The sequence below is a fragment of the Vreelandella sp. F11 genome, assembly GCF_042466685.1.
Classification (GTDB): domain Bacteria; phylum Pseudomonadota; class Gammaproteobacteria; order Pseudomonadales; family Halomonadaceae; genus Vreelandella.
Genome location: NZ_CP170448.1, coordinates 4,078,142 through 4,103,946 on the forward strand (window position 1 = coordinate 4,078,142; position 25,805 = coordinate 4,103,946).

Annotated in this window: 21 protein-coding genes; 11 read left to right on the forward strand and 10 right to left on the reverse strand. The window is 56.3% G+C overall.

Going from position 1 to position 25,805, the window contains the following annotated elements; translation table 11 throughout:
• Positions 1 to 43 precede the first annotated feature (43 nt).
• The 8 genes from ACFIOZ_RS18695 to ACFIOZ_RS18730 all read right to left on the reverse strand — a co-directional run bounded on the left by ACFIOZ_RS18695 (position 44) and on the right by ACFIOZ_RS18730 (position 8,619).
• Positions 44 to 1,144 (reverse strand): formate dehydrogenase subunit gamma, encoded by a 1,101-nt coding sequence (locus ACFIOZ_RS18695; RefSeq protein ID WP_386080356.1) that lies wholly within the window; start codon positions 1,142 to 1,144, stop codon positions 44 to 46.
• 11 nt (positions 1,145 to 1,155) lie between these two features.
• Positions 1,156 to 1,770, reverse strand: coding sequence for a formate dehydrogenase FDH3 subunit beta (gene fdh3B / locus ACFIOZ_RS18700; protein ID WP_007112726.1), 615 nt, complete (start codon positions 1,768 to 1,770; stop codon positions 1,156 to 1,158).
• A 76-nt stretch (positions 1,771 to 1,846) separates the two neighbouring features.
• The gene (locus ACFIOZ_RS18705) at positions 1,847 to 4,699 is read right to left on the reverse strand and encodes a molybdopterin-dependent oxidoreductase (protein ID WP_386080358.1); all 2,853 of its coding nucleotides are present in this window, start codon (positions 4,697 to 4,699) and stop codon (positions 1,847 to 1,849) included.
• Positions 4,700 to 4,723: 24 nt separating this feature from the next.
• Positions 4,724 to 4,924, reverse strand: a complete 201-nt coding sequence (locus ACFIOZ_RS18710) for a twin-arginine translocation signal domain-containing protein (RefSeq protein ID WP_022521831.1) — start codon at positions 4,922 to 4,924, stop codon at positions 4,724 to 4,726.
• Between the two features lie 84 nt (positions 4,925 to 5,008).
• Positions 5,009 to 5,623: a TorD/DmsD family molecular chaperone gene (locus ACFIOZ_RS18715; protein WP_386080361.1), complete on the reverse strand. Its 615-nt coding sequence runs from the start codon at positions 5,621 to 5,623 to the stop codon at positions 5,009 to 5,011.
• 4 nt (positions 5,624 to 5,627) lie between these two features.
• Positions 5,628 to 7,355 carry a 4Fe-4S dicluster domain-containing protein gene (locus tag ACFIOZ_RS18720; protein WP_386080362.1) on the reverse strand — a complete coding sequence of 576 codons (1,728 nt, stop codon included), beginning with the start codon at positions 7,353 to 7,355 and terminating at the stop codon, positions 5,628 to 5,630.
• Between the two features lie 200 nt (positions 7,356 to 7,555).
• Entirely contained in the window at positions 7,556 to 8,182 is a 627-nt protein-coding gene (locus ACFIOZ_RS18725) for a DUF3306 domain-containing protein (RefSeq protein WP_386080364.1), read from the reverse strand.
• Positions 8,179 to 8,619: a DUF3305 domain-containing protein gene (locus ACFIOZ_RS18730; protein ID WP_226246892.1), complete on the reverse strand. Its 441-nt coding sequence runs from the start codon at positions 8,617 to 8,619 to the stop codon at positions 8,179 to 8,181. Before ACFIOZ_RS18730 ends, ACFIOZ_RS18725 begins: the two co-directional genes overlap by 4 nt.
• Positions 8,620 to 8,736: 117 nt before the next feature.
• Here ACFIOZ_RS18730 and ACFIOZ_RS18735 point away from each other — a divergent pair, with 117 nt between their 5' ends.
• The 5 genes from ACFIOZ_RS18735 to ACFIOZ_RS18755 are packed head-to-tail and all read left to right on the forward strand — an operon-like array spanning position 8,737 to position 13,581.
• The gene (locus ACFIOZ_RS18735) at positions 8,737 to 9,624 is read left to right on the forward strand and encodes a formate dehydrogenase accessory sulfurtransferase FdhD (protein ID WP_386080366.1); all 888 of its coding nucleotides are present in this window, start codon (positions 8,737 to 8,739) and stop codon (positions 9,622 to 9,624) included.
• Positions 9,621 to 10,244, forward strand: a complete 624-nt coding sequence (mobA, locus tag ACFIOZ_RS18740) for a molybdenum cofactor guanylyltransferase MobA (protein WP_386080368.1) — start codon at positions 9,621 to 9,623, stop codon at positions 10,242 to 10,244. The genes ACFIOZ_RS18735 and mobA overlap by 4 nt, the downstream gene beginning before the upstream one ends.
• A complete protein-coding gene (glp, locus tag ACFIOZ_RS18745) occupies positions 10,241 to 11,512 on the forward strand; it encodes a gephyrin-like molybdotransferase Glp (protein WP_386080370.1) in 1,272 nt (423 codons plus the stop codon). Before mobA ends, glp begins: the two co-directional genes overlap by 4 nt.
• On the forward strand, positions 11,509 to 12,561 hold the full coding sequence (gene moaA, locus ACFIOZ_RS18750) for a GTP 3',8-cyclase MoaA (protein ID WP_386080371.1): 1,053 nt from the start codon (positions 11,509 to 11,511) through the stop codon (positions 12,559 to 12,561). Before glp ends, moaA begins: the two co-directional genes overlap by 4 nt.
• 3 nt (positions 12,562 to 12,564) lie before the next feature.
• A complete protein-coding gene (locus ACFIOZ_RS18755; protein WP_386080373.1) occupies positions 12,565 to 13,581 on the forward strand; it encodes a CobW family GTP-binding protein in 1,017 nt (338 codons plus the stop codon).
• Here the strand turns inward: ACFIOZ_RS18755 and ACFIOZ_RS18760 are convergent.
• Complete coding sequence (locus tag ACFIOZ_RS18760; protein WP_386080375.1) at positions 13,578 to 16,286, reverse strand: EAL domain-containing protein; 2,709 nt, start codon at positions 16,284 to 16,286, stop codon at positions 13,578 to 13,580. The genes ACFIOZ_RS18755 and ACFIOZ_RS18760 overlap by 4 nt on opposite strands.
• Before the next feature lie 203 nt (positions 16,287 to 16,489).
• Between ACFIOZ_RS18760 and ACFIOZ_RS18765 the strand changes: the two genes are divergently transcribed.
• Positions 16,490 to 17,392, forward strand: coding sequence for a LysR family transcriptional regulator (locus ACFIOZ_RS18765; protein WP_386080377.1), 903 nt, complete (start codon positions 16,490 to 16,492; stop codon positions 17,390 to 17,392).
• 36 nt (positions 17,393 to 17,428) lie between these two features.
• On the opposite strand, the gene ACFIOZ_RS18770 is transcribed toward ACFIOZ_RS18765, so the two are convergent.
• Entirely contained in the window at positions 17,429 to 18,946 is a 1,518-nt protein-coding gene (locus ACFIOZ_RS18770) for an NCS1 family nucleobase:cation symporter-1 (protein ID WP_386080379.1), read from the reverse strand.
• Positions 18,947 to 19,564: 618 nt separating this feature from the next.
• Here ACFIOZ_RS18770 and ACFIOZ_RS18775 point away from each other — a divergent pair.
• From ACFIOZ_RS18775 to ACFIOZ_RS18795, 5 genes are all read left to right on the forward strand, one after another.
• Entirely contained in the window at positions 19,565 to 20,431 is an 867-nt protein-coding gene (locus ACFIOZ_RS18775) for a nitrilase-related carbon-nitrogen hydrolase (protein ID WP_386080380.1), read from the forward strand.
• 34 nt (positions 20,432 to 20,465) lie between these two features.
• Positions 20,466 to 21,905: a dihydropyrimidinase gene (hydA, locus tag ACFIOZ_RS18780; RefSeq protein ID WP_386080382.1), complete on the forward strand. Its 1,440-nt coding sequence runs from the start codon at positions 20,466 to 20,468 to the stop codon at positions 21,903 to 21,905.
• Positions 21,906 to 21,953: 48 nt separating this feature from the next.
• Complete coding sequence (locus ACFIOZ_RS18785; RefSeq protein ID WP_386080384.1) at positions 21,954 to 23,333, forward strand: NAD(P)-dependent oxidoreductase; 1,380 nt, start codon at positions 21,954 to 21,956, stop codon at positions 23,331 to 23,333.
• A complete protein-coding gene (preA, locus tag ACFIOZ_RS18790) occupies positions 23,330 to 24,664 on the forward strand; it encodes an NAD-dependent dihydropyrimidine dehydrogenase subunit PreA (RefSeq protein ID WP_386080386.1) in 1,335 nt (444 codons plus the stop codon). Before ACFIOZ_RS18785 ends, preA begins: the two co-directional genes overlap by 4 nt.
• A gap of 165 nt (positions 24,665 to 24,829) precedes the next feature.
• Positions 24,830 to 25,711, forward strand: coding sequence for an ABC transporter substrate-binding protein (locus ACFIOZ_RS18795; RefSeq protein WP_386080388.1), 882 nt, complete (start codon positions 24,830 to 24,832; stop codon positions 25,709 to 25,711).
• Positions 25,712 to 25,805: the final 94 nt, after the last annotated feature.

Consider the following 25,805-nt stretch of genomic DNA (forward strand, 5'->3'; position numbering starts at 1 on the left):
GACACCGCCTAAAGGCGGTGTCTTAGCGACCATTAAGTGCTTATTAACTGGTGCGCGTTGCCGACGGTTCACTGCTGCCGCCAGACGACTTACGAGCGGCCACCTCTTCTTCCGTTAGCGTTTGGTCTTTGACCTCTTCGTACCAAAGATTGTGGTGCTCTTTGGCCCAGGTCTCATCCACATAGCCCGTGGTCATACCCTCTAGCGCACCTTCAGTACCCAGTGTGCCGATATAGATATGCCCGAGGGAAACCGCCGTAAGCCCCAAGGCCCCCACAGCGTGAATAATATTGGCCCACTGCATGGTGTCACGGCTCTGGTCAAAATTGGGGAAGTCGAGCACAAAACCGCTGGCGACCACGAGGATGCCCACCGTCGCTAACAGCCAGTACCAGGCTTTTTCGCCACCGTTGGCAAAGCCTGCATCCACATGCTTTTTGCCAATCATACCGCCGCCTTTCTTAAACCAGACGAGATCGTGTTTCTTGGGAATATTGTCTTTGATCAAGCTGACCAGCAGGATCACTAACAGAATGCCAAAGATCGGCCCCAGGTAGTTATGCAGCACTTTTGTCGCCGCAATCATCCATGCCCAAACCCCATCACCAAACAGGGGACGGAACACGAACTTACCGAACAGCAGCGTCATTCCAGTCAGCGCCAGCACAATAAAGAGCGTCGCTACCGTCCAGTGCAGCGCGCGCTTCATGAGCGTCCAACGCAAAAGCAGGCGACCCGTGCGCGGTTGCTCAAGCTCCTTACGCCCGACAATGAAGTAGAACAGCGCGATCAGCGCCGCCATGCCAAATACCGCAATCAAGCCAAAGGGTGATACCCAGCGGTTGCGAATCTGCCGCCAGGTTTCACCACTTGAATTGATCAGGCTGTAGTTACTGTCAGCGCGTGAATCGCGGTAGTTGGGCCCGGTTTCTCCACTGCGCACCTGGCGCCACTGGTCGGCGGTAATGCCGGGGGCAGCAGTGGTCATCTCACGGTCAGGATCCGCTTGGGCAACGGCCACTTGCGTGAAGCCGAGGCTGAGCACCAGAGCAAGCGTCACCAACATAAAGCGCCAAATGCTCAGGGCGAGCCCTTTACCTGAGTGCGGCGCCCTGCCGGGCGCCTGTGCAGTCAACAGGTTCATGACACGCCTCCTTACCCTTTATGGGCAGCATCATAGGCTAGGTTGTCGGCACTGGCCTGAGGGTTATTGGACCAGGCGCCATCTTTGTGGCCGCGATGGACAACGCGCTGGCGGAAGATATCAGCCACGTCTTGGGCATCACCGGCCAGCAGTGCTTTGGTCGAGCACATCTCAGCACAGAGCGGTAGTTTCCCTTCAGCAATGCGATTGGAGCCGTACTTCTGGTACTCCTCTTCTTTGCTTTCGGCCGGGCCGCCCGCGCAGAAGGTGCATTTGTCCATCTTGCCACGTTCACCAAAGGCATCCTGTTGGGGAAACTGCGGGGCGCCAAACGGACAGGCGTAGAGGCAGTAGCCACAGCCGATGCAGAGATCCTTATCGTGCAGCACAATACCGTCATCGGTTTTGTAGAAGCAGTCAGTCGGGCAAACCGCCATACAGGGTGCGTCGTCACAGTGCATACAGGCCACTGAGATAGACATTTCGCTGGCTTCACCGTCGTTGAGCGTGACCACGCGGCGGCGCTGAATGCCCCACTCAACATCGTTGGCATTTTTACACGCGGTGACGCAGCCGTTGCATTCGATGCAGCGCTCGGCGTCACACATAAATTTCATTTGAGCCATGGTGTTCTCCTCATGCCGGTGCGGGATGGCTCCCGCACCGTCGTGCTGTCAGGTCGGTCGCGACTTTTTTCTAAGCTTACGCCCGCTCAATGCGGCAAATGGTGCACTTGGTCTCTTGCATCAGTGTCACCGGGTCGTAACCATAAGTGGTCGCGGTATTGGCCGCCTCACCAATGATGTACGGATCCGACCCATCCGGGTAACGGTCGCGCAGGCTCTCGCCCTGGAACATGCCGCCAAAGTGGAACGGCATAAACGCCACGTTACGGTCAACACGTGGAGTGACCAGCGCTTTGACTTTGACACGGCCACCTTCAGCGCCTTCCACCCAGACATCGTCGCCATCTTTGATACTCAGGTCGTTGGCGTCCGCCGGGTTGATCTCGACAAACATCTCCTGCTGAAGCTCGGCGAGCCACGACATGGAGCGCGTCTCTTCACCGCCGCCTTCATACTCCACCAGTCGCCCAGAGGTGAGAATGATTGGATACTCACCGCTGTTGTCGCGATCCTGAATGGTTTTGTACATGGTCGGCAGACGCATGATGGAGTCGAAGTCGTCCCAAGTAGGGAAGCGTTCAACCAAATCGCGCCGCGTGGTGTAGAGTGGCTCACGGTGCTTCGGCACCTGGTCGGGGAAAGTCCAAACCACGGCGCGTGCCTTGGCGTTGCCGTAGGGCGCACAGCCATGCTCAATGGTGACACGCTGGATACCGCCCGAGAGGTCGGTTTTCCAGTTTTTGCCTTCCGCCGCCTGCTTCTCTTCGGCGGTCAGGTCGTCCCACCAGCCGAGATCTTTAAGCAACTGGTCGTTGAACTCCGGATAGCCGTCGTCGATATCACCACCCACCGGCGCTGAACCTTCCGCCAGAAGGTTGACGCCGTCACGCTCGATACCGAAGCGGGCACGGAAGCCCATGCCGCCTTCCATCACCGGCACGCTGGTGTCGTAAAGATTAGGCGAGCCCGGGTGATTAAACTCAGGCGTGCCCCAGCAGGGCCACGGCAAGCCGTAGTAGTCACCATCCGCCGGGCCACCCTCTGCACGCAGGTTCTCGAAGCTGAACGTGTGCCAGTTTTTCTGGTGCTCTTTGAGGCGCTCGGGGCTTTGCCCGGTGTAACCTACCGTCCACATACCGCTGTTGATTTCGCGCAGAATATCGTCGATGAGCGGCTCGTCACCGTTCATCTGATAGTTCTTAACCAGCTCATTACCGAAGCCCAGCTTACGGGCAAACAGGTACATGATTTCGTGGTCGGGCTTGGACTCAAACAGCGGCTCAATCACGCGGTCACGCCACTGAATCGAACGGTTAGTCGCGGTAACACTGCCTGTGGTTTCGAACTGGGTGGCCGCTGGCAGCAGATAGACGCCATCGCTGCGGTCGTGCATCACTGAAGCAACGGTGGGATAAGGGTCAACGATGACCATCATCTCTAGCTTCTGCATGGCTTTTTGCATCTCGACGCCGCGGGTCTGGGAGTTAACCGCATGGCCCCAGTAGAACATTGCTTTCAGCGCGGTACGCTGGGAGATGTTCTCGTCCTCCTCAAGCACGCCATCGACCCAGCGCGACACCGTAATACCGGCGGTGTACATCGGCTTACCATCGGCATACTCGGTATCGTCATAGCGGCCTTTAAGCCACTCATAGTCGAGATCCCACACCTGCGCCCAGTGCTGCCAGGCGCCTTCCGCCAAGCCGTAGTAACCCGGCAAAGAGTCACAGCCAAGGCCAAGGTCAGTTGCGCCCTGTACGTTATCGTGGCCGCGCAGGATATTAGCGCCGCCGCCCGCCACACCGATATTCCCCAGCGCCAGCTCAAGAATGCAGTAAGCGCGGGTATTGTTGTTACCGGTGGTGTGCTGGGTGCCGCCCATACACCAGACCACACAGCCAGGCCGGTTGTCGGAGAGGCGTTTGGCGACATCAAACATCTCGGCTTCGGGAACGCCGGTGACTTCCTCTACAACGCTGGGCGGGAAGTTGGCGACTTCAGCGCGCACTTCATCCATACCGTAAACGCGCTGATTGATGTACTCGTTGTCTTCCCAGCCATTTTCAAAAATGTGCCACAACAAGCCCCAAATATAGGCGACGTCCGAACCGGGACGCAGACGTACATATTTGTTGGCTTTGGCGGCAGTACGGGTAAAGCGCGGGTCGGCGACGATGATGTCGCAATTGTTGCGCTCTTTGGCGATCAGGATATGCTGCATCGCCACCGGGTGGGCTTCACTGGGGTTAGAGCCAATGAACAGAATCGCCTTGCTGTTATGCATATCGTTGAGCGAGTTGGTCATCGCTCCATAACCCCAGGTATTCGCCACGCCCGCCACGGTAGTGGAGTGGCAGATACGCGCCTGGTGGTCGGTATTGTTGGTGCCCCACAGCGAGGCGAGCTTACGCATTAAATACGCCTGCTCGTTGCTGAACTTCGCCGAGCCTAGCCAGTAAACGCTATCCGGGCCGTGCTCTTCGCGCAGCTCTAGCAGTTTGTCGCCGATCTCGTTAATGGCGTCATCCCAGCTCATGCGCTCCCACTCACCCGCGACTAGCTTCATCGGGTACTTGAGGCGCCGCGTGGAGTGACCGTGCTGGCGCAGCGAAGCGCCTTTCGCACAGTGCGCACCCCGATTGATAGGGTGATCAAAAGCAGGTTCCTGCTTAGTCCAAATGCCCTCTTGAACTTCGGCATACACGCCACAACCTACTGAACAGTGAGAGCAGATGGTGCGTTTGGTCTCGACCGGTGAGTCCAGCACGGGTGTTTTGTCGGCGGCTTCTGAGCGCTGCATCATCGGCGCACTCATAAAGCCAACGGCGGCCATTCCGCCAGTGGCTGCACCGCTGCGTTTGAGGAATTGGCGACGGGAAATACCCAGCCCGGAGGCCTTGGGGGTGTCTGTTTTGCGAGTTAAGCGCATGGCAAATCTCCTGGCATTCCGCCGTCAGTCACGCAGCGAGGCGTAATAAGCACGGACGTGATCAGTCTCACGGTAGTTAACCGTTGGTTTTTCGTTTTTCACCGGGGCAGTGTCAGCCTGTGCCAGAGTGACATGACCGACTGCCGCCGCGGCGCCAGCAGCGGCGGTTCCCAACCCAACGGTTTTCATAAACCGGCGGCGCTCAGCGTTGTGTGACGGTTGCATGGGTTTCTCCTCTTGCATGCTTTTTTTATGCGGGTCTTTTTATGCTGTTTTTGCTTTTTTGCTGTTTCTTTTATGCAGCCTGCGTTACGGCTCAACAATACGCACTGGCGTATAGCCCGCATCAACCCTCAAGCGAGCCTGTTCACTCTCCATAAAAGCGCCACCCAACTGCCCCAGCGCTGCATAGAAAGCGGTGTCTACCTGCCCCAGGTCGGCAAAACAACGGGCCGCCCAGGGGGCTAAATGTTGACTAAAGAAATAGCCCTGCTCCGAACTTTCGGCGTCAATCAGCATCGCCATCACTTCACACAGGGCGGCCAGATGATCTTCCGGGTCACGGGTATGCTCACTGCGCTCAAAACCGAGCACTTTAAGGTCTTGGCGCAGCGCCACCAGCGCCGCTTCCATTAATTCACCATTGCGGTACCAGGAGGCGTAGGGCACTACCTCGCCCTGGATCACCCCGACCAAATGGCGAAAGTGCGCTCGCTGCAACCGCTCAGCATCCGCTCCCTTGGCGGCGACTGCCAACGCCTGCCAGCACTCAGCTAGGCGACTGCCATCTTGCTCGATGGCCAGTTCAGCCAGCCAACTCAGCAGCTCTGGATCCGGTGCTTGGCGCAGCAGCGTGGCTAACAGCCGGTAGATATCGGCGCGTAGCGCATCGGCTTCTTTGAGCGTAGGCAGTGCATCCGTCATCGGCTTATACCTTCAGTTGCGCGTCAGGATCGCGAATCATGGTTTTCCAAACATCTTTAACCCGGCAGTCTTCGCACATTTCCAGCCGGATCATCGCATCACCGGCAAAGTAAGGGTGGTTAGCCAGTTTCTGTTTAATGGTCGCTACCGTGCTGACGGTGGCAAACGGCTTACCACAGCTAATGCACTCAAACGCCGCCTCTTCGTGACAGATGTGGCGCGTTTCGCGGGCACTGGATGCCAAAAAGCCAGGCATCAGGGTAATCGCATCTTCTGGGCAAGCCTGCTCGCACAAGCCGCACTGCACACACTCCGCTTCCAGGAAGCTCAGCGCGGGTGTTTTGCCACCCGACTTCAGCGCCGGGGTCGGGCAGTTGCTGACACAGGCGTGGCACAGTGTGCAGGCATCGCTATCGACCTGAATTGCACCATAGGCAGCGCCCACCGGCACTTCAGCCCGCTCGCCGCTGGGCTTGCCCAACTCGGCCAGGCGCGCCAGCACACGGTTCAAACGTGCACGCTTTTCTGGCTCAGGTAGGCTCAGCGGCGCCTCTGTCAATGGCGTGAGCGCCGGTAGCGCATCACGCCCTGCATCATCGGCAATCTCGATCAGCTTTACCCGGGCGCGATCATGGCCCAAGGCGCCCAACAACGCATGAGCTTGGGCAACCTGATCGGTCAAAAAAGCGCTCAAGCGGGCAGGCATATTGGGGTGAAGCTGGATACGCACTTCGGCGGCGCCAGCGGCTAGGGCGGTTAGCCACTGGTCATGCCCCGCTGCACCAAGCTCTTCTAGCGGCGCGTCAATGACATGGCCGGCGGGTACGACACCCGCGGCGCGCTCAGCGTCCTGTGAATCATGGGTAATAAAGCGCAGCACCGGCGCTTGGCCACCCGCTTCGCGGTAGGCGCCAAGCCACGCGGAGAGCGTATCCTGCTGGCGGCGGGTTTCGGGCAGGCGGAACTCGATAGCGCCGGTGGGGCAGGCGCTGGTGCAACTGCCGACGCCTTGGCAGAGAAACGGATCAATCTCGATATGCGACTCAACCCGCCCCTTGATGCTGGAGATGGCATCTGCCGGGCAGACGTCCAAACAGCGGGTGCAGCCAATATTGCCACTGGTGGAGTGGGCACATAAGTCGCTGTTGACCTGGAAGTAGCGCGGCTTGTCGAATTCGCCCACTAGCCCTACAAAATCGTCAAGGGTATCACTGCGTTGTTCAACGTTGTGCCACTGCATCACCACATAACCTGGCGGGGGTAACTCAACGGGTAGGCAAGGAGAGGTATTTAAATCCAGGATGAGATCGAACGCCTCTCGCTGAATCAACGCACGGGCAAGATCAAGCGGCTCATCACCACCAATTACCGCTTTGAACTTACCCAAATGGCCGCTAATGTGCAGCTTTTCGGCCTGGGCATTAGTTAGCGACTGAGTAGAGAGGATCTCGGTCGCAGCGAACAAGTCGCTATCATTAACCTCTTCGTCAACATCTACGCTGTTGGGCGCGGTGAAGAGCAGTGTCAAGGAAGCCAAACCACGCACTTGCAGAATACGTGCAGCTTGCCGTGTAGCGCGCTCACTGCCGAGCAGCAGCGCATGACCGCGGCTGTGATAGGTCACGTTGGCAGGCGTCAGGTTCGCGGGCCAAGAGATACGCTGGCGTACCGTCTCCCGAGCCTCGGCATTGCGCTGGTCGTCTAGGGACGCCAGTTGGATTCGTTGGTTCATGCGCTCTCACGGTCAGGTGAATAATTCTTATTATAATTTTGAGTTATATTATTTAACTATTGTGGCATAACAATGCGTTGACGCTAAGTTCAGCCTATGGCGAAATCCATAATTTGCCAACCTGATTACCGTCAACGCTGCCAACGCTGGGAAGCTCTTTAGCCACTAAACTGTTGATTTCTATAGACCTAACGTTGATCTCATGTTTTCGTCTTAGTACCAGATAAATAATCAGACTGGTCGTCTAGCGGCGAATTTTTTACAGTGTTGTCGCTGTCAGCGCAAGACACTGAAGACGCTTTCTCTAATGTAACTGCTTCCTCATGTGTCTGCTCGTCGGCTGTCAGCGCTTGTGGAGACTCGGGTTCGGCGTGCTCCAGTGACTTATCAACGACCTCTTCCACTTTATGTGTCCAACGGCGTAGTGTGCTGGCGAGCTCCGAGCTCATGGGCTTCAACAGTTTGTTGTAGTCAGCATCGTAGTCGTCCAGACCATCCCGAACGTTGTAGTTACCCGTGGCCCACAGCCGCTTCAGGGCCTGCCGGCGTAAAGGGCCGCTTACCCCAGGCGCCATAAAAGCGCTAAAGTCGCTGCCTGCTTCCAATGTCGTTGGGTCAGGCAAGGTGTGGTCGAGGCTGCCAGGCTCTGGTTCCCGTTCTGGCGCTTGCGGTGTGTCAGTTGCCTGTTGCGTCTGCTCGGTCTCGTTATAAGCCGCTGCACTCGACTCCGTGGCCGTTTCATCACTTGTGGGTGCGTCCGCGGGCGGCACGTCTTTTTGCGTTGGCACATTACGCTTCAGCCGCGACCAGCGCTCTAAACGACTCATTCTGGCTGCTCCTTGGTGGGCGTCTCTTTGCCGCGCCCCGCCCCTTTGCGTTTCTTCTTGCGCATTTCCAACGGTGCTTCACCGTGGCGCGCGAGATAGCTCTCAATCCAGACCTGAATCGCCATGGGCATTGGCGCTTCAAGCACCTGCTGTTCGCCATCCATCCATCCCGCCGCCACATCCTGGCTGGCGGTGATGGCATCAGGTTGTGGGGGTTGCCCGGTGAACCCAGCCCGCACAAATAGCCGTGGGGTGGCGGAGGTTAAGTTAAAGCGGTAGGCAGCACGCTCGGTCATCGACAGCTGTAGGTTAAGCACATGTTCGCCCTGATCAGACAGCGCAAGTTCAGCAATGCGCCACTGGGTTAGGCTAAAGCGTCCCACCTGCTTGGCTTCGGCAATCAAGGCAATACTGACTGGGCGTAGGTTATCACTCATAACATCAGACCTTTTGCCATAAACGGATAGCGCTTGAATAGGTAGACAAGTAAGCCTCCACGGCGCCATCATCGTCAACCCTGTCGTTTTGCGAGAACTGTTTTGCGAGGATTAGCCATGCCCGCCCTTGAGCCCGCTCTTCAGATAAGCCGAGCCCGCTTGCCTGCCACCACCGAGATCAGCATCGTTGATGAGTATGGCGATGCCCGCCAGCAGGCGATCGCCGCTGAAAGAGCGTTGACGGTCTACCTCAATAAACGTGAAATTGTCACGCTAATGACACTGGGCGACGATCCGGAAGCCTTAGTGGTGGGCTACCTGCGCAATCAGGGGCTACTGCGCGCAGCCAACGATTTACAGGCAGTGCAGGTCGACTGGGACGTCGAAGCGGCGGTGGTGATTACCCGCCATCTGCCCGAGGATCTGGAAGCTCGGCTAAGCACCCGCACGGTGACCACCGGCTGCGGCCAGGGCACGGTCTTTGGTAAACTGCTCGACCAAACCGCCCTCACGACACTGCCGGATACCCCGTTGGCACAATCCACGCTTTATCAACTGCTGCAAAATCTTAATGCCTATAATGAGACCTATCGCAGTGCGGGTGCAGTGCATGGCTGTGCGCTCTGCTATCAAACCGAGGTGCTTGATTTTGTTGAAGACGTCGGTCGGCATAACGCGGTGGATACTTTGGCGGGACGCCAATGGCTGCAGCAGGCAGACAGTGGCAATGCGGATATTTTCTACACTACCGGGCGGCTGACGTCTGAGATGGTGCTGAAAGTGGCCCAAATGGGTATTAGCGTGCTGGTATCGCGCTCGGGTGTCACCCAGAAAGGCGTTGAACTGGCCGAGCGTTTTGGGGTGATGCTGATTGCCCGCGCCAAAGGCCGTCACTTCCAGGCGATCAATACCCAAAACCGTTTAGCGCTGGACGCGATCCCGTCTCGGCCATCCCATGCCCGTTCTTCGCAAGAATATCGTTCCTCAACGAAGGCAAACTCATGATCCCCACTCACGACCTCACTGGCATGATTCTCGCTGGCGGCGAAGGGCGCCGAATGGGCGGCCGCGACAAGGGGCTCGAACCGTTTGCAGGCCTGCCGCTCGTCGGCCATGTGGTCAAGCGCCTTGAAGGCCAGGTGGCCGAGCTGGTGATTAACGCCAACCGCAATGCCGACGCCTACCGCTTTTTCGCTGATCGGGTCATTGCTGATGCTGAAGATGGCTTTAAAGGCCCGCTGATGGGTATCTATAGTGGCCTGCGCGCAGCAAAAACCCCCTGGCTGTTAGTGGCTCCCTGCGACTCCCCCGCCCTGCCCGATGATTTAGTCGCCCGCATGGTGGCAGGCATTGCCTCAGAGAACGGCGAGCATGACATCGCCGTGGCCTTTGATGGCGAACGGCTGCACCCGGTGGTTGCCCTGCTGCGCACGTCACTGGCCGATGACTTGGCCGAGACCCTTGCCGGGGGCGAGCGCAAAATTGACCGCTGGTACGCCCGCCACGACTGGTGCAAGGTCGATATGTCGGACTGCCCCGACGCCTTTGCCAATCTCAATACCGAAGAGGAGAAGCTGCGCCTGGAGAAGGTAGTCATGAGCTCTCCGAGCAAGGAGGTGAAATGACCCTCTCCTGCTTTGACCTGGGCGAACAGATGATTAGCGTGGACGAAGCGCGCCAAGCGCTCGCCACCCTGATTGAACGCCTGCTGGGCAGCGAAAGTATCTCTTTGGCGCAGGCCCACGGCCGCCGCTTGGCAGTAGCCGTTCAGGCCCCCATTAACGTGCCGCAAAACACCAATGCGGCCATGGATGGCGTGGCGCTAGCCTTGCCTATAAAAGGCGTTGGGGCCAAGCAAGCCCATTGGCCGCTGGCCGGTGAGGTGTTGGCCGGGCAGTGCCGCCGTGAGTTGGTGCCTGCCGGGCACTGTGTACGCATCACCACCGGCGCCCCCTTACCGCCGGGCACCGATACAGTGGTGATGAGTGAACAGTTGCGCGAATCGCTAGATGAGCAGCCAGCGCATGTGATCATTGAGTCGCCCGAACTTCTCAAACACGGCCAACACGTTCGCCAGGCCGGTGAAGATATAGCCATTGGTGACACGGCTCTGCCTGAGGGGGCACGGCTTGATGCGGCGTCTCTGGGGCTTTTAGCCTCCTTGGGTTATGCCGAAGTGACCGTTTGCCGTCGTCCCAAAGTAGCGATCTTCTCCACCGGCAACGAAGTCACTGCGCCTGGCGAGCCGTTACCCAAGGCAGGCATTTATGACGCCAACCGCTTTACGCTAATGGGCCTGCTAACCGAACAGGGAGCCGAGGTGATTGACCTGGGCATTCTGCCGGACGACTTAAGCGCGACAAAAGCGGCCCTGGAGAACGCCGCCCAGCAGAGCGATCTGGTGATCACCAGCGGCGGCGTATCGGTGGGCCAGGCGGATTTTACCCGCGAAGCATTAGAGCAACTGGGCCGCTTGGCCTTCTGGCGGGTAGCGCTGCGCCCTGGGCGACCTATGGTTTGCGGCTGGCTAGGTGCTACGCGCACACCGTTTGTTGGCTTACCCGGCAATCCGGTGGCGGTCATGGTAACCTTTCTACAGTTTGTAAAGCCGCTGCTGGATCAGTTGAATGGACAACCTGTATTGTTGCCCCATCGCTTTCATGCGATTGCCGATAACGCGTTAAAAAGCCGCTTCAAACGCACTGATTTTATACGTGGCATCTACCATACTGATGAGCAAGGGCAGCTACACGTGCGCAGCACCGGCGCCCAGGGTTCGGGCATTTTAACCTCGATGGTGGCTGCTAACTGTTTGATTGAGCTTGCCGATGACCAAAACGGCGCCCAACCAGGCGAGGTAGTCAGCATACAACCACTAACGGGATGGCTATGAGCGAGCAACGATCCGCGCAACAACAATCTGGCCAACAGCACCCCACCCAAGCACAAGCTGACCAGCAACTGATCGATGACTTTGGTCGGCGCATTAGCTATGTGCGTATCTCGGTCACCGATCGCTGCGATTTCCGCTGCGTGTACTGCATGAGCGAGGAGATGACCTTCCTGCCCCGCGCCCAGGTGCTCACACTGGAAGAGATCGCCATGGTCGCCCGTGCCTTTACCGAGCTAGGGGTCGAGAAGATTCGCCTGACCGGAGGCGAGCCGCTCGTTCGTCGCGGCATTGAGCAACTGGTCGATGAGATCGGCGCCATGCCAGGCCTTAACGACTTCACCATGACCACCAACGGCGCCAGCCTGCGCAAGCACGCCAAGCAGCTTTACGCCAGCGGCCTGCGGCGACTGAATATCAGCCTGGATTCCCTGGATGCGGAGCACTTTAAGCAGCTCACCCGCACCGGCGATTTAGCCAAAGTGATCGACGGCATCCACGCCGCCCAGGAAGCGGGTTTTAAGCGCATCAAGCTCAATGCAGTGATCTTGAAAGGCCGTAACGACGACGAAGTGATCGACCTGGTTACCTTTGCCCGTCAGGAAAATCTCGATATTAGCTTTATCGAAGAGATGCCGCTGGGCGATGTCTCCGACCACTCACGGGCGGAAACCTTTTATTCCAGCGATGATGTCCAGGCACTGATTGAGTCCCGCTATCCGCTGATTCCCACGACCGAAACGACTCCTGGGCCGTCCCGCTACTTCAAAATGGCGGATAGCGATAGCCGGGTTGGGTTTATTTCGCCCCATAGTCACAATTTTTGCGACACCTGCAACCGGGTACGCGTGACGGTTGAGGGTCGGTTGCTGCTCTGCCTAGGCAACGAGCACTCGGTAGATCTGCGCGCCGTGCTGCGCCGCCACCCAGGCAATATGCAGGTGCTGAAAGAGGCAATCATCAACGCCCTGCCGCTTAAGCCCGAGCGCCACCACTTCACCACAGATGGCGATGTGCAGGTAGTACGCTTTATGAATATGACGGGGGGCTAGACGTTGGCAGCGTCAGAACGGTTGGCAAAAGTGCCGGTGCATATCATTACCGGCTTTCTCGGCAGCGGCAAAACCACGCTTATCCACAGCCTGATAAAACAGAAGCCTGTGGATGAAAAGTGGGCCATCCTGGTTAACGAGTTTGGCCAGATCGGCATCGACCAAGCCATGTTCGACTCCCGTGACGATGTGGTCATCAAGGGCCTGCCCGGCGGCTGCCTCTGCTGCCAGCTCGCCTTTGTGCTGCAAGCGGCGCTCGTTAACCTACTGGCACGCAGCAAACCTGACCGGGTCATCATCGAGCCCTCTGGCCTTGGCCACCCGGCCGGTCTGCTGGATCTACTGCGTGGTGACGCTTTCCATGAGGTGGTTGAGGTGCGCGATATTATTGCCACCCTCGATCCACGCCGGTTAGATGACCCTCGCGCTCGGCAGCACGACACCTTTCGTGACCAGCTCGACATGGCCGACGCCGTGGCCCTCACCATGCTTGACCAGAGTACGCCCGAACAGCACAGCGCTGCCCACGCTTTCGTGGCTGAGCGCTGGCCGCCGCGCAAATGGGTACAGGAAGCCACGCTAGGCGAACTGCCCATGTCACTATTGATACAGAGCGGCAACGCCGAAGCAAGTGATATTAGCGTGCCTGCCAGCCATCAACAGTTAGCGGCAACACCCAGCCTGGAGGGCACATTTTTTGATTTTCCACCCCCGCCCGGCAAGCCCCAATATGAAACCGGCTCCTCGCTGGGTTACACCAGTACGGGGTTGCGTTGGCACCCAAGCGAGCGCTTCGACCTGGATCGCCTAGCCAACTGTTTGGGAGAACTGCCTCAGCAAGCGCGCATTAAAGGGGTGTTCCATACTGATAGCGGCTGGAAACGCCTTAATCGCGCTGACGGCGCGTTAAGCATCGAAACCAGCGCATGGCGGCAAGACTCCCGGCTGGAAGTCATCCTTCCCGATACTGCCCCCACTATCGATATAGAAACTCGGCTCTACTCGCTAACACTGGCTTAATCTTCAATAATCAATCTCTCAACGGCCGCAGCAGTGACCGGACGCCCAAAGAGATAGCCTTGATAAGCGTGGCAGTCATGGGCTAGTAGCCACGCCTGCTGCGCTTTCGTCTCTACGCCTTCTGCAATGACCTCAAGATTAAGACTCTCTGCCAGGGCAATGGTACTCTCGACAATCGCCGCATTGGCCTGACTTTCCAGCACCTGCTGCACAAAGGATTGGTCGATTTTAAGCTGATCAAGCGGCAGTTGCGCCAAATAAGCCAGTGACGAGTAGCCAGTGCCGAAATCATCCAGCGAGAAGCGCACACCGCGCTCTTTAAGGGCAAGCATTTTATCCCTCGCATCATCTCGCGCTTCCACAAACAGTGACTCTGTCACTTCCAGCTTTAACTGCTGAAGAGGCGCCTGGGTGCGCGCGAATACCCCCTCTACGCGGGCCAGAAAGTGCTCATCGCGAAACTGTAGTGGGCTAATATTAACCGAGATAGTCAATTTTCTTAGCCGGGGGTGCTGCGCCCAGCGCGCTAATTGGTAGCAGGCATCTTCCAATACCCATTCGCCCACATCGTTTATCAGCTCATTGCTTTCCAGCAGCGGAATAAAATCGCCTGGAGAAACCAGGCCCCGTTCAGGATGATTCCAGCGCAGCAGCGCCTCCACGCCGGTAATCCTGCCATGGTGATCCACCTGGGGTTGATAATAGAGCTGCCACTGCTGACTGGCCTGGGCTTGGCGCAGATCTGACTCTAACTTTACATGGGCCAGTAGCGCTGCCTGCATTGAAGGATCAAAAAAGCACACCCCATGGCGGCCGTTGCTCTTAGCCTGAAAGAGCGCCATATCCACCTGCTGCAGATAGTCATCAGCGCCGTACTCATTGCTCGCCATAATCGCAATACCAATACTCCCCGTTACCTTGATGCTCTCTTCGGCCAGGGTGATGGGCTCGTTAACGGCTGCCAGCAACTTATGCGCGATACGCTCTGCCAGCCGAGTGGTTTGAGCATAATTACTATCAACGCCCTCAATTAATACCGCAAATTCATCGCTCCCCAGTCGCGCTAAGGTATCGGTATCGCGCAACATCTTCCCAAGCCGCCTAGCAATGCTCTGTAGCACCTGGTCTCCTGCGTAGTGTCCCAGAGTGTCATTGATTTGCTTAAAGTTATCGATATCGATAAATAGTAGCGCGCCGCAACGCTGATGGCGCTGAAGCTCCTTAAGGGCAGTTCCCAGGCGATCCATAAACAGCCGCCGGTTGGCTAATCCGGTTAAGGTGTCATAAAACGCAAGCTGATGAATCTCCTGCTCAGCTGCTTTACGCTCGCTGATATCGCTCATGGTGGCCACGAAGTGAGTTAATGCGCCCTCAACGCTATGCACCGCGCTTATAGTTAGCCACTCGGGAAACAGTTCTCCATTTTTACGCTGATTCCATATCTCACCTTCCCAGTTACCGGTTGTGATGACACGCTTCCATAACCGACGGTAAAAGGCAGCGTTTTGTAGGCCTGAACTAAACATGCGGGGGTTGTTGCCCACTATCTCGGCTTCGCTATAGCCGGTAATGCGGCTAAAGGTCTCATTAACCTTGAGTATGGTGCCCCGTGAATCGGTGATTAGAATACCTAAGTGGGTTTGGAAGGCGGCAGCGGCGATTTGAGCCTCGGCACGGGCTTGTTCACGCTCTTCAATGCGCTGACGCAGTTGATCCGCCAATGCTAAACGGTTCAGGTAGTGGCGCACGCCCCAAGCGCCCAACAGGGCAATCACTGCCATTACCAGCGTCAAAATCACAGCACGTTGCCGCCAAGCAGACAGCAAGCCGTGAAGATCAACACCGACCACGGCCAGCATCGGGTACTCACCCACCCGGAGCATACGAAACAATCGCTTACGGCCATCGATAGGTGACTCAAAATTGATTGACCAAGTAGACTCACCACGAGCGAGCCACTCGGTCGTTTCTGGACTTTCAATTTGACTGCCAGTGGTAAATTTCGCCTCCGGTCTCGGGTAGCGGGCAATAAATTTTAGGCTGGGGTCGACCAGGGCAATGCTTTCACCGTCGTAGACACTCATCTGCTCCAGCGAGTCGGCAAATACTTCGGGCACAATGCTGGAGATCACCACGCCTGCAAACTCGCCGGTGGAGGTCTCCAATCGTCGGCCATGGTACAAATAGTAACGTTGGTCGCTGGCAGACCAGTAAAGCGGAGTAATCAGCTCCTCTTCCCCCGCGTGCTTAAAAGCATTAAAAAACACGGTATCGCTGATGTCAGTGTTTGGTTGTCGGTTACCGAGGCCACTAGCCAGCACGCGTCCATCAGAATCCAAAACAGCGATCTCATCCACCATGGGAATATAACGGGTCAAATTTTCTAACGAACGTTGAAGCGCCTGGGTGTTGTCTCTATCGGGCATCCCTTGCAGTACCAGCAACTCCTTAAGCCCAAACAGCGCTTGGCCGCTTTGTGCAAATACCCCTTTTGCCCACTCAGTAACCACGTTGGCGCGGGCGGTAATCCGCACCTCGGCGGCCTCAATTTCCTGCTTACGCTGTTCGCTTAGCAGCCAACTAAACAGCACCACCATAACGCACAGTGCTAACAGATATAGCGCAATCACATGGCGGCGCTGCTGGCGGTAAGTCTTGGTGGCTTTCAATACATCATCGTTTACATCATTGGAGGTAGCAGACATCGCGCAGAAGCCTTATACAGGTAACCCATCGGGACACCTGATACAGTGTAAAAAGTAACCACAGACCATACATAGCGCACGCTGACACGTCGCTTTGTCCGATAGTGCCGCGGCGCTTTTAGGATGTATATCAGTTTTTATCACCGTTAATACACTGAAAAGCGTGACGGTACGCGTTGATAGACAACTACCAGGGAATTGTTATGGCATCGCTAGGCCAAATGAGTGACTACGAGATACGGCTAATCCGTATTTTCAAGACAGTCGTTGAGTGTGGTGGCTTTACCGCGGCAGAAACCACGCTGGGCATTAGCCGCTCGGCGATTAGCCAACACATGAACGATTTAGAGGGCCGGCTGGGGTTTTCGCTCTGCCAGCGGGGGCGTGGCGGATTTAGTTTAACCGAGGAGGGTAAAGAGATTTATCAGGCAGGGTTAACGCTACTCACCGCGCTTGAAACGTTTAAAAGCGACGTTAATGCGCTGCATCAAACGATCAAAGGCGAGCTCAATATCGGCATTACTGACAACCTGGTGACGCTACCCGCCATGCATGTCACCAATGCATTAGCGGAACTTAGCGCGCCGGAGCATGAGGTAACACTGCATATTCATATGGAGCCTTCTGACGCGGTCATTCGTGGCGTCATGGATGGCCACTTGCACGTCGGCGTCGTGCCTGCGGTGAACCTGCCCACCAGTTTAGAATCACGGCACCTGTATGATGAGCCATCCTATCTTTACTGCGCGACAGGCCATCCGCTGTTTAATGCGCATGATGACATGCTCAGTGGTGAGGATATCGCCCAGCACGCAGCTATTTCACCCCGCTATCCGCTGCCGGTTGAGGCGCGCCAAGCGCATGATGTGCTCAGACTGCGTGCTTCGGCATCCGACCGAGAAGGCGCCGCTTTTTTGATTCTGACCGGGCGCTTTATCGGCTTTCTTCCTGAGCATGTCGCAGCACAGTGGGTGGCCGCGGGCAAAATGCGGGCGCTGCATACCGCCACCCAGCACTACCGCATCCCCTTTGTACTGATTACCCGCCATGATCGCCGCCCCAACCGTGTTGTTGATGCCTTCTTGCGTTTCATCAAGAGCAGCTAAGATAGAAAACCCGGCACGAAGCCGGGCCTAAACGGTTTAACGCTGCTCGGCTGCCTCATTGGCCATTACCGGCGCAGGCCCCACTTGAGGCGATGACACCAGCACTTGGCTGGCGACAAAATAAAAGATGGCCCCCAGCGCCGAGCCGGTGAACCAACCGTAGTCATAGAACCAGTTCATGGTGCCAGTTAACAGCGATAGTAAAGTAAGCGCCACCGGCACACCGAAGGCGATGAAACCGGCGATATTCACCGCAGGGTAGGCATGGCTATCCATGTACAGGCTCGGCACATCCAAACGCTGTTTTTTGATCAGAAAGTAATCTACCGCCATGATGCCTGCTATGGGGCCCAGCAGACTGGAGTAACCCAACAGCCAGTTGGAGTACATCTGCTCAAGAGAAACACCTGACGGAATAATGCCCGCTTTTTGTAGCAGGTCGTAGCCCATCAATAGCACGCCTACAGCCCCCGTTAAAAGTACGCCGCGGGTCTGGTTAATCAACTTAGGCGCAATGTTCTGGAAATCGTTGGTGGGAGAGACAATATTAGCGGCGGTATTCGTAGAGAGAGTTGCGATGATAATCAGCAGCATCGCTAGCACCACCCAAAAAGGACTGTCGATCATCCCAATCAAATTGACCGGATCCGCAATGGTTTGCCCTACCAGCGATTCAGATGCTGCGGTGAGTACTACACCAAGAGCTGCAAAGAAAAACATCGTCATCGGTAACCCAATCACCTGGCCGACGATCTGATCTTTTTGGCTTTTCGCAAAACGGCTAAAATCAGGGATATTCAACGATAGCGTCGCCCAAAACCCGACCATGGCGGTCAAGCCTGCAAAGAAGTATCCATATACCGAGGCCCCTTCAGGCCGCGACGGTGGCTGGGCCAATAGCTCGGTCATCGACATATGCGGCCATGCCCACACCATCAGTCCAATACCCACGGCAAGCAGCAGCGGCGCCGCCAGCGTCTCCAGCCATTTAATCGACTCTGCCCCACGAATCACCACATAGAGGTTCATCGCGCCGAAGACAAAAAAGCCGATCACTTCTCCGATGCCGCCAAGCGCAGCCCAAGCGGGAATCAATTCAGACAGCAGCAAGTGAATAGCCAGCCCGCCAAACATGGTTTGGATGCCAAACCAGCCACAGCCAACCAACGCTCGCACCAAGCAGGGTACGTTGGAGCCTAAAATACCGAACGATGAGCGCAGCACGACCGGGAAGGGAATACCGAACTTGGTTCCAGGAAAAGCGTTTAACGTAAGTGGTATCAACACGATCACGTTAGCCAAGAGAATGGCGAACAGCGCCTCCCCCACGCTCAGCCCAAAGTAGGCGGTTAATACCCCGCCGAGGGTGTAGGTGGGCACGCAGATCGACATGCCTACCCACAGCGCCGCAATATTCCACTTGCTCCAGGTTCGCTCGCTGGCCTGGGTCGGCGCAATATCCTCATTAAAGCGCGCGCTTTGGCGTACATCGTCCCCTACATCAAGCTCTATGAGTCCGCCTCGATCCACCATCTGAGAGGTTGTTTCGGTCATTTTTTATCTCCTCAGCATTGCGTTATTGCGCTGCCTAGCTCCCACGGTCAGTGGAGCTTTTCAAAAAGGCGCTTAGAAATCATGGCTTTTAGACACCACAGTTCTTAGAAACCAAAGCTCTTAAAAACCTTAGCTTTTAGAAAACAAGCAATAAGCGTGCCTACTTAAAAAAGCAGAGCAGTTAACTCATTGATTAAAAAAGCTGCCTTTCTGGACAACAATATTATTGTTAGCTTGTTATCTTTATATTTTCCCCACATCAAACGAAAACCAACTAAACAAAGCTAGATCAAAAAAAATATTTGCACCAACTTTAAACAACAAAAAACGAAATACAGCCTTAAAAAATGTATCAATCAATTGATTTTAAACGAATTAAAATACAACCCAAAACAGTGCAAAGGTTCACCAAAAAAGTGAACAGTGCCACATAGAACAATAAAAACAAGCAAACTCAAATAGTTAAATACAAATTAACAAATCTCCTCTAAACACTTGCTAAAACTACCCACCCAGCGCTACTTTCAACAAAAGCTGTCTATTTCGTCAGCTTTATAAAACTAGTTTCAAGAACACTACAAACATACTCCATATATCAACAATCAGAGGGAGCCTCTCATGCAGAAGATGAAAATCGGGTTGATTCAGATGGGCCTGAAAACCAGCACCGATCTTGAACCCGAAGCTATCCGCGACGCCATGAACGAGGCACATCTGCCAATGATTCAGCAAGCAGCTGATCAGGGCGTGCAGGTGCTTTGCTTCCAAGAAGTGTTTAACCAGCCCTACTTTTGCCCCAGCCAGGATGGCAAGTGGTATGCCGCCGCCGAGCGGGTACCGGAAGGCCCTACCTGCCTAATGATGCAGAAGCTCGCTGCTGAGCACCGTATGGTGATTATCGTACCGGTCTATGAAGAGACCGAGACCGGCATTTACTACAACACCGCCGCAGTGTTCGACGCCGACGGCAGCTACCTGGGCAAATACCACAAAACCCATATCCCTCAAGTGGCTGGTTTTTGGGAGAAATTCTTCTTTAAGCCGGGGCAATCCAACTGGCCGGTATTCGATACCGCCTACGGCAAAATCGGCGTGTATATCTGCTACGACCGCCACTTCCCAGAAGGCTGGCGGGCGCTGGCGCTCAACGGCGCCGAAGTAATTTTTAACCCTTCCGCCACTGTGGCCGGGCTTTCCCAATATCTTTGGGAGCTGGAGCAACCCGCCTCAGCCGCCGCCAACGGCTGCTTTATCGCTGCCATCAACCGCGTAGGCACCGAGGCACCGTGGAATATCGGCGATTTTTATGGCTCCAGCTACATCGTTAACCCTCGCGGCAAAATCGAAGCTCAGGCCAGCGAAACCGAGGACGAGCTGCTGGTTCACGAGATCGATTTGGACATGGTTCGCGAGGTGCGCAACAACTGGCAGTTCTTCCGCGATCGCCGCCCGGAAACCTATACCCGCCTTACAGACGGCGAATAATCCCGTTGACGAAACAAGCTAACAGGAGCGAACAATGAGCCTATTGATCAAGGGCGGCACGGTGGTCACCCATGCAGATACTTATCGCGCTGACGTACTGTGCATCGACGGTAAAATCCACGCTATCGGCATCGACCTAGAGATCCCCGAGGGCTGCGAGATTGTCGATGCCAGCGACCAACTGGTAATGCCCGGCGGTATCGACCCGCATACACATATGCAGATGCCCTTTATGGGCGCGGTGGCCAGTGAAGATTTCTACACCGGCACTGCCGCCGCCATGGCAGGTGGCACTACGACGATTATCGATTTCGTCATCCCCAGCCCAGGCCAGTCATTGCTGGAAGCCTTTGAGACCTGGCAGGGCTGGGCGGAAAAAGCCGCCACCGACTTCGCCTTCCATGTCGCCATCACCTGGTGGGACGAAAGCGTTAAAGAAGAAATGGGCACCCTGGTACGCGATCACGGCGTTAACAGCTTTAAGCACTTTATGGCCTACAAAGGCGCCATCATGGCCACCGATGACATTCTGGTGGAGAGCTTCTCACGCTGCCTGGAGCTGGGCGCGGTGCCCACCGTTCACGCTGAAAACGGCGAGCTGGTCTACCACATGCAGCAAAAACTGCTTGCTCAGGGCATTACCGGGCCGGAAGCGCACCCGCTCTCCCGTCCGCCCCAGGTGGAAGGCGAGGCGGCCAGCCGTGCCATTCGTATTGCGACTACTCTCGGCGCGCCGGTGTATTTGGTACACGTTTCGACCAAAGACGCGGTGGATGAAATCGCCTACGCCCGCCAGCAGGGACACCCGGTGTTTGGCGAGTGCTTGGCGGGACATTTGGTGATTGATGATAGCGTTTATCAGCACCCCGATTGGGCTACCGCGGCAGCTCACGTAATGAGCCCCCCCTTCCGCCCCAAAGGCCATCAAGAGGCGCTGTGGCAGGGCCTGCAGTCCGGCAACTTGCAGACCACCGCCACCGACCACTGCTGCTTCTGTGAAGAGCAAAAAGCCGCCGGTAAAGATGACTTTACCAAGATCCCCAACGGCACCGCCGGGGTGGAAGACCGCCTAGCGGTGATCTGGGACGAAGGCGTCAACACCGGCAAGCTCTCGGCCCAGGAGTTTGTCGCCGTAACCTCCACCAACACCGCCAAGATTTTTAATCTCTATCCGCGCAAGGGTGCGATTCAGGTCGGTTCCGATGCCGATATCGTGGTCTGGGATCCCAACGGCACCCGAACGATTTCCGCCAAAACCCACCATCAAAACGTCGACTTTAATATCTTCGAGGGCAAAACGGTGCGCGGTATCGCCCGCCACACCATTAGCCAGGGCAAGTGGGTATGGCGCGACGGTGACCTACGCGCCGAGCGCGGAGCAGGCCGTTATTTAGAGCGCCCCGCCTACCCCGGGGTGTTCGAGTTGCTCGCCAAGCGTGCCGAGCTTAATGCCCCAGTCGCCGTTAAACGATAACCGGCGCTTAATAACTGTTGTTTCTATAAGAACAGTGGAGGCTCTACCGTGACTAGCCAATTGAACCATCTACCCAGCGCAAAAGAGGTCGGCACATACGACCCAGCAACGCTGGCAAGCAACTTTAGCGATCTTCATCCACCGTTAACCCAGCGTCAGGCGATCATCGAAAGCCAGCGCTGCCTTTACTGCTATGACGCGCCCTGCGTCGAAGCCTGCCCATCGGATATTGATATTCCGAGCTTTATTCGCCAGATCAGCGAGAACAACATCAACGGCGCGGCGGAAACCATTCTGGAGGCCAATATCCTTGGCGGCAGTTGCGCCCGGGTGTGCCCCACCGAGATTCTCTGCGAACGCAGCTGCGTGCGTAATCACGATGCCGAGTGCCAGCCGGTGCTGATTGGCCTGTTACAGCGCCACTCCACCGATAATATGCAGTTCGATAGCCACCCCTTTAAGCGTGCCGCGAGCAGTGGCCGACATATCGCCGTGGTCGGCGCCGGGCCTGCAGGGCTCTCCTGCGCTCATCGGTTGGCGATGTTAGGCCACCAGGTAACCATTTTTGAAGCGGAACAAAAGCCCGGCGGGCTCAACGAGTATGGCATTGCTCGCTACAAGATGACCGACGACTTTGCTCGCAAGGAAGTGGAATTCTTGCTTGAGATCGGCGGCATCGACATTCAGTACGAGCAGCGTCTTGGCGACAATCTTGAACTCGCTACCCTGCACAAGCAGTACGACAGCGTATTCCTCGGTTTGGGGCTAGGTACCAGCCGCGCGTTGGGGCTAACAGGCGAAGATGCGCCGGGTCTTATGCCCGCTGTGGATTACATCAAAACCCTGCGCCAAGCTGATGATCTGGGCAGGCTAACCGTCGCCAAACGCTGCATTGTGATTGGTGCAGGCAACACCGCCATTGATATGGCCACCCAAATGGCGCGCTTAGGAGCCACCGACGTCACGTTGGTCTACCGCCGTGGCGTTGAGGCCATGTCGGCTACCGACCACGAGCAGGAGATCGCCAAGGCTAACGGTGTACGCATGGTCACCTGGGCGCAACCTGACGAGATTCTGCTGGATGCGCAAGGGCGAGTGGCAGGAATGCGCTTTTCCAAGACGTCAGATCAAGCAGGGCGATTAACGCCCACGGGGGAAACCTTTGAGATCGCCGCCGACGCCATTTTCACCGCCATCGGCCAGGGCTTCGCAGGCGCAAGCCTAAGCGATGCCACCGCCGCTGAGCTCGCCCGCGACGGCGAACGCATTCACGTTGATGAGATGTTCCAAACCTCACTGCCCAATGTGTACGCTGGCGGCGACTGCGTCAAACCCGGCCAGGATCTCACCGTACAAGCCGTGCAACACGGCAAGCTGGCGGCCCACGCCATTCACCAAGCGCTCGCCGCCAAGCAGGAGGCCGCATGAACACCACACCTCTCTCTTTCCCAGGTAAGAAAAACAGCGGCGATAGCGTGGTCAACGGCGTTGATCTGTCTGTAAATTTCGCCGGTATCAAAGCCCCCAATCCGTTCTGGCTCGCCTCTGCCCCACCCACCGATAAAGCCTATAACGTGGTACGCGCCTATGAGGCGGGCTGGGGCGGCGTGGTATGGAAAACCCTTGGCGAAGAGCCAGCGGCCGTTAACGTCTCCTCACGTTACTCTGCCCACTACGGCAAGAACCGCGAGGTGATTGGCTTTAATAATATTGAGCTGATTACCGACCGTTCCCTGGAGATCAATCTTAAAGAGATCACCCAGGTGAAAAAAGATTGGCCCGACCGCGCGCTGATCGTCTCCATTATGGTGCCCTGCAACGAGGAAGCCTGGGCCTATATTCTGCCGCTGGTAGAAGCTACCGGGGCAGATGGCATTGAGCTCAACCTAGGCTGCCCCCACGGCATGCCGGAGCGCGGCATGGGGGCAGCGGTGGGCCAAAACCCTGACCTTATCGAAAAAGTCACCTACTGGTGTAAGAAGCACTACTCCAAGCCCGTGATTGTAAAACTCACCCCTAACATTACCGATATTCGCGTCGGCGCCCAGGCAGCGCTGCGGGGTGGCGCCGATGCCGTATCGCTGATCAACACTATCAACTCGATCACCAGTATCGACCTGGACAATATGGTCGCCAAACCCACTGTGGGCCATCAAAGCACCCACGGCGGCTACTGTGGCAGCGCCGTTAAGCCTATTGCCATGAATATGGTGGCGGAAATTGCTCGCGACCCGGCAACGCCGACGCTGCCCATTTCAGGTATTGGCGGCATCTCCACCTGGCGGGATGCGGCGGAGTTTATTGCCCTCGGTTCAGGCAGCGTGCAGGTATGCACCGCGGCAATGCTCAATGGTTTTCGCATTGTGGAAGAGATGAAAGATGGCCTCTCCCGCTGGATGGCGGAGAAGGGCTACGACTCCATTGAGGCGTTTTCCCGTAAGGCGATACCGCAAACCACCGACTGGAAACACCTGGATATCAACTTCAAGACCATCGCCAAGATCGACCAGGATCTGTGCATTGAGTGCGGCCGCTGCTATATCGCCTGCGAGGATACTTCCCACCAGTCGATTGCCAAACTCACCGAGCAGGACGGCGCGCGCCGCTATGAGGTAATTGAAGAGGAGTGCGTGGGCTGCAACCTGTGCCAGATCACCTGCCCGGTAGAGAACTGCATCACCATGGTGCCTCAAGAGACTGGCCAACCTTTCCTAGCCTGGGATAACGACCCGCGTAATCCATTCCGGGTTGCCTCTTAAACGTCATTTTAAACAATCTCTCACAGTAGCTCCGCCCTCAGTCAATGAGGGCGGTCGCGTTCTGCGCAACATGCTGTTCCATGATCAAATAGCGACAAGAGGCAACTTCCTTGAGAAAATGAGAAAATGTCGCATATAGAATATTTTCTCATAAAAGGAAGCCCAATGAAGCACGCTACTATCAACACAACCGCTATTACAACCCTCACCGCAACGCTACTTCTGGCCAGCGCGGCCGCGAGCGCCGACCAGCGTATCGCCACCTTCGATTTAGGCAGCTTGGATACATTAGATGCATTAGGTTTAAGCGAGCAGGTAGTGGGCGTGCCCAAATCCAGCCTGCCGGACTATCTGGAACAGTACTCAGCAGAAACCTATACCGATATCGGCGGCCTTCGCTCGCCGGATATGGAAGCCCTAAGCGAAAGCGAGCCTAGTGTGATTCTCTACACCGGCCGCCAGGGCGACTGGGAAGAAGAGCTCGGCGATATTGCCCCTTTGCTAAACACTAGCCTGCAAGGCGACGATTACCTTGTCGCTTTTGACGCTAATGTGCGCGAACTAGCCAGTCAGACTGGCGCAGAAGCTGAAGCGGAAGAAGCGCTTGAAATCCTACATAACGCCATAGAAACTCAGCGCGAAGCCTTGAGTAACGCTCCCAGCACCCTGGTAGTGACGCATAACGGTGGCAACCTGATGTTAAACCATCACCCGGTGGTGCATGATGTACTGGGTATAGCGGCACTGGAAATGCCTGATAGCGTGGCATCAGAAACCCGCGGGACTCGTACTTTCACACCGCTGTCCGCTGAAGCCATTGCTGAAATTGATCCAGAAATTGTCCTGGTTATTGACCGCAGTGCCGCGATCGGCGATGAACCCGCTGATGCCGATGCGTTAACCCAAACCCTTTCAAACGCCGGTGCGGAAAATGCTCAGGTCGTTATACTAACGCCTGCGCTCTGGTACCTCTCTGGCGGTGGCCTGCAGAGCCTGGCGCTTCAGGTTGAAGAGGTTAATGCGGCACTAAGCCCGTCAATTAACTAGGCGCTCGCTAAACCATTACCCCCTCCTGAAGAGGGGGTAATGCTGCCTAAGTATCGGGTAATATAAGTATCGAGAAATCTAAGCGGTGGAACAC

Excerpts from the sequence above, each read along its gene's own strand:
- ACFIOZ_RS18695 (WP_386080356.1), bottom strand. The coding sequence starts at position 1,144 with ATGAACCTGTTGACTGCACAGGCGCCCGGCAGGGCGCCGCACTCAGGT.
- fdh3B (WP_007112726.1), bottom strand. The coding sequence starts at position 1,770 with ATGGCTCAAATGAAATTTATGTGTGACGCCGAGCGCTGCATCGAATGC.
- ACFIOZ_RS18705 (WP_386080358.1), bottom strand. The coding sequence starts at position 4,699 with ATGCGCTTAACTCGCAAAACAGACACCCCCAAGGCCTCCGGGCTGGGT.
- ACFIOZ_RS18710 (WP_022521831.1), bottom strand. The coding sequence starts at position 4,924 with ATGCAACCGTCACACAACGCTGAGCGCCGCCGGTTTATGAAAACCGTT.
- ACFIOZ_RS18715 (WP_386080361.1), bottom strand. The coding sequence starts at position 5,623 with ATGACGGATGCACTGCCTACGCTCAAAGAAGCCGATGCGCTACGCGCC.
- ACFIOZ_RS18720 (WP_386080362.1), bottom strand. The coding sequence starts at position 7,355 with ATGAACCAACGAATCCAACTGGCGTCCCTAGACGACCAGCGCAATGCC.
- ACFIOZ_RS18725 (WP_386080364.1), bottom strand. The coding sequence starts at position 8,182 with ATGAGTCGTTTAGAGCGCTGGTCGCGGCTGAAGCGTAATGTGCCAACG.
- ACFIOZ_RS18730 (WP_226246892.1), bottom strand. The coding sequence starts at position 8,619 with ATGAGTGATAACCTACGCCCAGTCAGTATTGCCTTGATTGCCGAAGCC.
- ACFIOZ_RS18735 (WP_386080366.1), top strand. The coding sequence starts at position 8,737 with ATGCCCGCCCTTGAGCCCGCTCTTCAGATAAGCCGAGCCCGCTTGCCT.
- mobA (WP_386080368.1), top strand. The coding sequence starts at position 9,621 with ATGATCCCCACTCACGACCTCACTGGCATGATTCTCGCTGGCGGCGAA.
- glp (WP_386080370.1), top strand. The coding sequence starts at position 10,241 with ATGACCCTCTCCTGCTTTGACCTGGGCGAACAGATGATTAGCGTGGAC.
- moaA (WP_386080371.1), top strand. The coding sequence starts at position 11,509 with ATGAGCGAGCAACGATCCGCGCAACAACAATCTGGCCAACAGCACCCC.
- ACFIOZ_RS18760 (WP_386080375.1), bottom strand. The coding sequence starts at position 16,286 with ATGTCTGCTACCTCCAATGATGTAAACGATGATGTATTGAAAGCCACC.
- ACFIOZ_RS18765 (WP_386080377.1), top strand. The coding sequence starts at position 16,490 with ATGGCATCGCTAGGCCAAATGAGTGACTACGAGATACGGCTAATCCGT.
- ACFIOZ_RS18770 (WP_386080379.1), bottom strand. The coding sequence starts at position 18,946 with ATGACCGAAACAACCTCTCAGATGGTGGATCGAGGCGGACTCATAGAG.
- ACFIOZ_RS18775 (WP_386080380.1), top strand. The coding sequence starts at position 19,565 with ATGCAGAAGATGAAAATCGGGTTGATTCAGATGGGCCTGAAAACCAGC.
- hydA (WP_386080382.1), top strand. The coding sequence starts at position 20,466 with ATGAGCCTATTGATCAAGGGCGGCACGGTGGTCACCCATGCAGATACT.
- preA (WP_386080386.1), top strand. The coding sequence starts at position 23,330 with ATGAACACCACACCTCTCTCTTTCCCAGGTAAGAAAAACAGCGGCGAT.
- ACFIOZ_RS18795 (WP_386080388.1), top strand. The coding sequence starts at position 24,830 with ATGAAGCACGCTACTATCAACACAACCGCTATTACAACCCTCACCGCA.